General features: G+C 38.3%; 6 protein-coding genes. 1 reads left to right on the top strand and 5 read right to left on the bottom strand.

From position 1 onward, the window contains the following. Positions 1-151: 151 nt before the first annotated feature. The 5 genes from PG840_RS14835 to PG840_RS14815 all read right to left on the bottom strand — a co-directional run bounded on the left by PG840_RS14835 (position 152) and on the right by PG840_RS14815 (position 4,207). Positions 152-532: an oligopeptide/dipeptide ABC transporter ATP-binding protein gene (locus PG840_RS14835; RefSeq protein ID WP_243014318.1), complete on the bottom strand. Its 381-nt coding sequence runs from the start codon at positions 530-532 to the stop codon at positions 152-154. A gap of 549 nt (positions 533-1,081) precedes the next feature. Next, positions 1,082-2,329, bottom strand: a complete 1,248-nt coding sequence (locus tag PG840_RS14830; protein WP_195484224.1) for a tyrosine-type recombinase/integrase — start codon at positions 2,327-2,329, stop codon at positions 1,082-1,084. 100 nt (positions 2,330-2,429) lie between these two features. Beyond that, a complete protein-coding gene (locus PG840_RS14825; RefSeq protein WP_028088126.1) occupies positions 2,430-2,612 on the bottom strand; it encodes an excisionase in 183 nt (60 codons plus the stop codon). Between the two features lie 9 nt (positions 2,613-2,621). After that, the gene (locus PG840_RS14820) at positions 2,622-3,143 is read right to left on the bottom strand and encodes a type II toxin-antitoxin system PemK/MazF family toxin (protein ID WP_195484225.1); all 522 of its coding nucleotides are present in this window, start codon (positions 3,141-3,143) and stop codon (positions 2,622-2,624) included. Between the two features lie 593 nt (positions 3,144-3,736). Then, positions 3,737-4,207, bottom strand: a complete 471-nt coding sequence (locus tag PG840_RS14815) for an RNA polymerase sigma factor (RefSeq protein ID WP_195484226.1) — start codon at positions 4,205-4,207, stop codon at positions 3,737-3,739. A gap of 485 nt (positions 4,208-4,692) precedes the next feature. Between PG840_RS14815 and PG840_RS14810 the strand changes: the two genes are divergently transcribed. Next, positions 4,693-5,055, top strand: a complete 363-nt coding sequence (locus tag PG840_RS14810; protein ID WP_195484227.1) for a helix-turn-helix domain-containing protein — start codon at positions 4,693-4,695, stop codon at positions 5,053-5,055. Positions 5,056-5,159: the final 104 nt, after the last annotated feature.

Below are 5,159 nucleotides of genomic sequence, written 5' to 3'. Positions count from 1 at the left end.
CCCAAGGGGTTCATCGGAATGGTTTGCGTAATGGAATTTATGACAATTCTTTTCGTCCGGTCGGTCTCACAACCTCCCCTGCCTTTCGTCCCCTTCCACACAAAAACACCGCAGGATTCCCCCATTTCCTGCGGTGTTTTCTTACATACCTCTATTCTTCTACCATATGACAAGCTACTTTATGCCCCGCCTTCACCTCTCTGAAAACCGGTGCTTCCTGTCTGCATTTTTCTGTCGCATTCGGACAGCGTGTGGAGAACGCACAACCCTTAAAATCTTCGGTTCTGACCGGCTGTTCTCCGGAAAGCTCTGAAAATCCGTCCCGCTCAATATACGGATCCGGCACAGAAGCAAAAAGTCCTTTCGTGTACGGATGGAGTGGATTTGCAAACAATTCTTCGGTATCGGTTTCTTCTACCAGTGTTCCCAGATACATAACCCCAATACGATCTGAGATAAAACGGATAACACCGATATCGTGTGAAATAAATAAAAGGCTGAGTCCCAGTTCCTTCTGAAGCTGCATCAGCATATTCAGGATCTGTGCCTGAATGGATACGTCAAGTGCAGATACCGGTTCATCACAGACGATCAGCTTTGGTCCGATAACAAGGGCACTTGCAATACCAAGACGCTGTACCTGCCCACCGGAAAGCTCGTGCGGAAAACGGAAATAATGGTCTTCGGAAGTCTAAAAAAAGGACATTCGCAATCCGCTTTGCTACTTGCTCATAACAAAAATGAGATTGCAAAGCAATCCCATTTTCGTTAAATTCTTTTGTGAACTGTTCGATTATGCGTTCATCTGATTTGCGACTTTTGGCTTACATTCCAGCCTGATTTGTGAATTTTGAAATTATATTCCTGCCTGTATTGCTACTTATATATAATACAGCTATGTATTTATCAGTATTTTCAAGAAATTGGTCTTTCCGGCTAATTAACGATTTTCGGTGTTCCCCAATTTTTTAAGTTGGGGAATGATTCTGAGCATTTGTTGCTTGATTTCAATTTCATTTTTTCTTATTTGGGGAATCCTTTTTATAAAGTTGGGGAGTATTTTCGTACCCCAACTTTATAATCAGCAGTGACTCATAGCCGAAATTCTAGCCCTTCGAATTTCTTCATTATAATATTCTTCCGGTGTCTGTGTCTTCGCCACTCCAAATTTCTTAATTTCTTCTTCCATTATATTATCCAAGACATGTGTATAAATGTTTAATGTGATGCTGATACTCGAATGTCCCATCAACCTCTGGACAACCTTCGGTTCCATTTTCTTTTCAAAGCATCTTGTAGCAAACGTATGTCGTAAACTATGTGGGTGGAAGTCCCTGATCTCTCTGGGTTCTCTATTTTCTTGTACTGCCAGAACTCCTTCTTTTTCTCTCATTCTCTTTAAAGCCTTTTTTATTTCTTTCTCTACAACATATCTGACGCAGGGACTTCCCATACCTGTTGTAAATACCAAATCTTTTAAATCATCCGTACTTCTCCAGCGACTGCCCAGTTCCTCTTTTAGCTTATTCTGTTTTTTCTTCTGAGCTTTTAATATTTCTTCCATTTCTCCTAAAAACGGAATCTCTCTGATTGAATTTACCGTTTTAGGAGTTACAAGCATCATTCTCTTTTCTCCATTATAATAACTACAACTCAAGGAACGTCTGACGTGAACTACTTTCTTTTTTAAATCTATATCGCTCCATTTCATTCCACCAAGTTCTCCAACTCGGACACCTGTCAGACACATGAAATAGAACATTTCTTTATACCAGCTATCCTCCATCTCACTCAGGAAATTGTCCTGTTCTTCCTGGGTTAATGCAATTTCTTCTTTTGATTGTTTAAATGTCCATGGTACTTCTACAATCAAACATGGATTTACTTTAATCAATTGGTTTCCTAATGCAAAATCTAAGCATTCTCTTAAACGCCCCAATGCTTCTCGCATTGCACTGTGCGATACATGATTCTGTTCCATTGCATTTAATGCTCTCTGAACATCCAACGGTTTAATATCTTTCAGCTTCATTGACCCGATATAAAAACCAAATGTTCTTTTGAAATTATTTTTCATCGGTGCAATACTCGTTTCTTTCACCCGGTGTTGCTTTACCTCTGAAAACCATTCTTCAAACCACTCATTCAATGTGATTCTTGTTTTTCTATAATCCAATGTATCCCTGGCATTTTCTTTTGCCTTTTCAAATTCTTCCATCAGTTCGTTTAGATCTGTTCCATATAAATTGATTCTAATTCCGTTTACAACCGCTCTTGCTTCATATGAACCGTTCTTCTCTCTAACTCCTCTTGGTAATGCTTTTGCCATAATTGTTTCCTCCTGAAAAACTTCTTATCTGTTGCTCCTTCAAATTACCATTCATAAACGTGCAAAACAAACATGCGAATTTTTGTTTCGCATTCTTGACTTACTTTCTGACCTGTGCTAACAGCCATTTATCGAGTAAGAGCTTATGTGCATAATTACGATTGCCAATTCTGACAACAAATATTTTTTCATTTTCTCTCATCAATTCTCTAGTTTTCGTCATCCCAAGATTCAAGTAAGCTGCTGTTTCTTCTACATTTAAAAGTACCTTTTCTTGCTCCATATACTACCCTCACACTCGCTTCTTTCCTATATAATAGTCATATCCTTTTCTGATATTGCAAAACATACAAGTATCCTTATATCGCTGTTCTGGATTCACCCGCCGGATATAATGTCCCGGCACCTCATAAAAATTGCCTGCACATACTCTGCACAAGCTTACGACTAACGGTTTTTCAATTATCTTCGGTATCCCGGTACTTCTTCGGATTGCTTTATTGATTTTCTCCATTTCAGTACGATCTAAGGTACACACATAATTTTCCAACCGTCTTTTATCTAAAGTTCTAAGCTGCTCCAACAGCACTACAGAATCCTTTTCCAAACCTTCCATTTCCGGGACTGCAATGTGTGTCGGCAGTTTCATTTTTTCTTTACTTGTAATTGCTGCCACGATCACTGTCGGACTGTATTGATTTCCTATATTATTCTGAATCACCAGCACCGGACGATAACCGCCCTGCTCACTTCCAAATACAGGATCAAGGTCGGCGTGATAAATATCCCCACGCTTGACGTTCCTATCTTCCATCTTTGCTATATCTCCTCTCGTCTTTCTAACTGTTGTTATCCCTAAATATGTAAAATACAAGCCTATTTGTCCCCGACGCCCCGACTTGTAATTGGGAAATCATCAGACGGCTGACTGCTAATCAGCTCCACAGGATTTTATCTAAAATAAATATATGGGATTGGGAGTTTTCCTCTCCAGGGATCTCCTGAAGCTGCCCTCACTTGTTGCGGCATCAAAGAAATATTTTGTATACACGACTTTATGACCGGACAGGAGTATCATTATGCCTGTTGTCTGTCATCGCCCTGCCAGAAGCAATCTGACAGTTATAACCAGATATTTTTCGCTCAACAGTCCGGGTAATACAAACTGAAACCAAAAGGAAGTCTACGGTTGGGATTTCGCTGTCTTTACCCAGCCTGTGTTATGGCGTATTTGTTAATGTGGCTTACGCTCATCACGATAACAACAGGATTGTGCCTGATGAATGTATATGAATTTGTCAAGGTTCTTCCCGCTCCCCAGTCTTTTCGTGACAAAAGAAGAAACAGGTGGATCAAAATATTTCTCTTTCCACCTGTTTCCTCACTTAAACGCTATTTTTCAACCCACTATCTCAAAATCTTTTTCAAATTTCTGATTGCTGCTTTTACAGACTTTGCTACCATCTGAAAAGAGCAGCCTTCTTCCTGTGCAATCTGCTCATAATTCTTATCTTCAAAATAATACTTCATCAATCGTCTTCTCTGAATTTCCGACAACTGCTGAATTGCACTATGTAAACGTTCCGCTTCCAGTTTATTCAGAACAGTATCCTCTACACCTTCCTCTTTCTGAAATACCCGTTCATATAAACTGGAATCCCAGATTTCTGACTGTTCCAAATGCCTGTCCACAACATTCATATGCGACACATCCTGCAATTCAAACGTATTAAAAGCTTCATATACATTCTTTCCTATTTCCAAATCCTTGTACTCTTTTTCACCATTATAAAATGAAACATAATATTTTCCGTCCTTCTCATAGATTTCATATGGGTTGTATTTATCTTTTCTTCTTTTTGGCTGTCTGCCTTCCATGTCCTTTCCTCCGATCTGAATTTTTTTGAATTCAGATCAGTAGGCGGGGCACGAATACGAACAATCGCCCTTATTTTGAATTGCTCATTCTCAATATTTAGGTAACAAAAAACGCCCTGACAGATTTCACTCCTATGGACGCATTTAATTCGATATTTTATTACCCTGGATTCATTATTGGCTCTTACCCTAGTTTCAATTCCAACATTTACTAATGAAATTGTTGAGATTTTTTTAATTGAATACCTTCTGTTGAACAGAATTTTTTAGCTGAACTCTTGCTAAGAACCATATTTTCTCCGGTTAGATTCCGGAAAAGAAAATAAGCATACAAATACTGCTCTTTCGGAATCTGTTTTTTTTAACCGAAAGATATTTGTATGCTTTCTCATTCATTGGGTAATACCCTGTATTTTTTCTTATGTTACACCCTTTTCACTTTTCAAATTTGGGGTAATACACTAAGTTTATGGAGGTATATAAACATGGATATTCCAAAAACATTATTTGCCACTTTAGTAAAACAAGGGCGTATGGAAATGCATTTAACACAAGAAGCTCTTGCTGAAAAACTCGGAATATCGGCGGCTTATCTTGGAGACCTCGAACGCCATAAAGGCGGTCCCAGTCTGGAATTATTTTGTAAAACCATGCAGACTTTAAATATTTCTGCTGATGACTACGTTTATCCAAATCAGAATAAAAATAATTCTACATATGATCAGATTCTTCGGCTCTTAAATCAGTGCAATGATTATCAGTTACAGGTAATTCTTGCAACTACGACAGCTCTGCTAGATTCTAATCCTTTTATTGCTAACGTAGACACTACTAATGATACAAAATAAAACTTGTAAAATACCGATAAATAGCTGATAATTACCGATATTTAAAATTAGTGGAATAAATACTATTACCATATGTTAAAAACGTAAACGCAAAATAGCGAGTA

Origin of the sequence: Coprococcus sp. AM97-35 (genome assembly GCF_027697525.1) — a bacterium.
In the GTDB taxonomy this organism is placed as follows: Bacteria; Bacillota; Clostridia; order Lachnospirales; family Lachnospiraceae; genus Allocoprococcus; species Allocoprococcus comes.
This window is presented reverse-complemented; position numbering and strand designations above follow the sequence as displayed.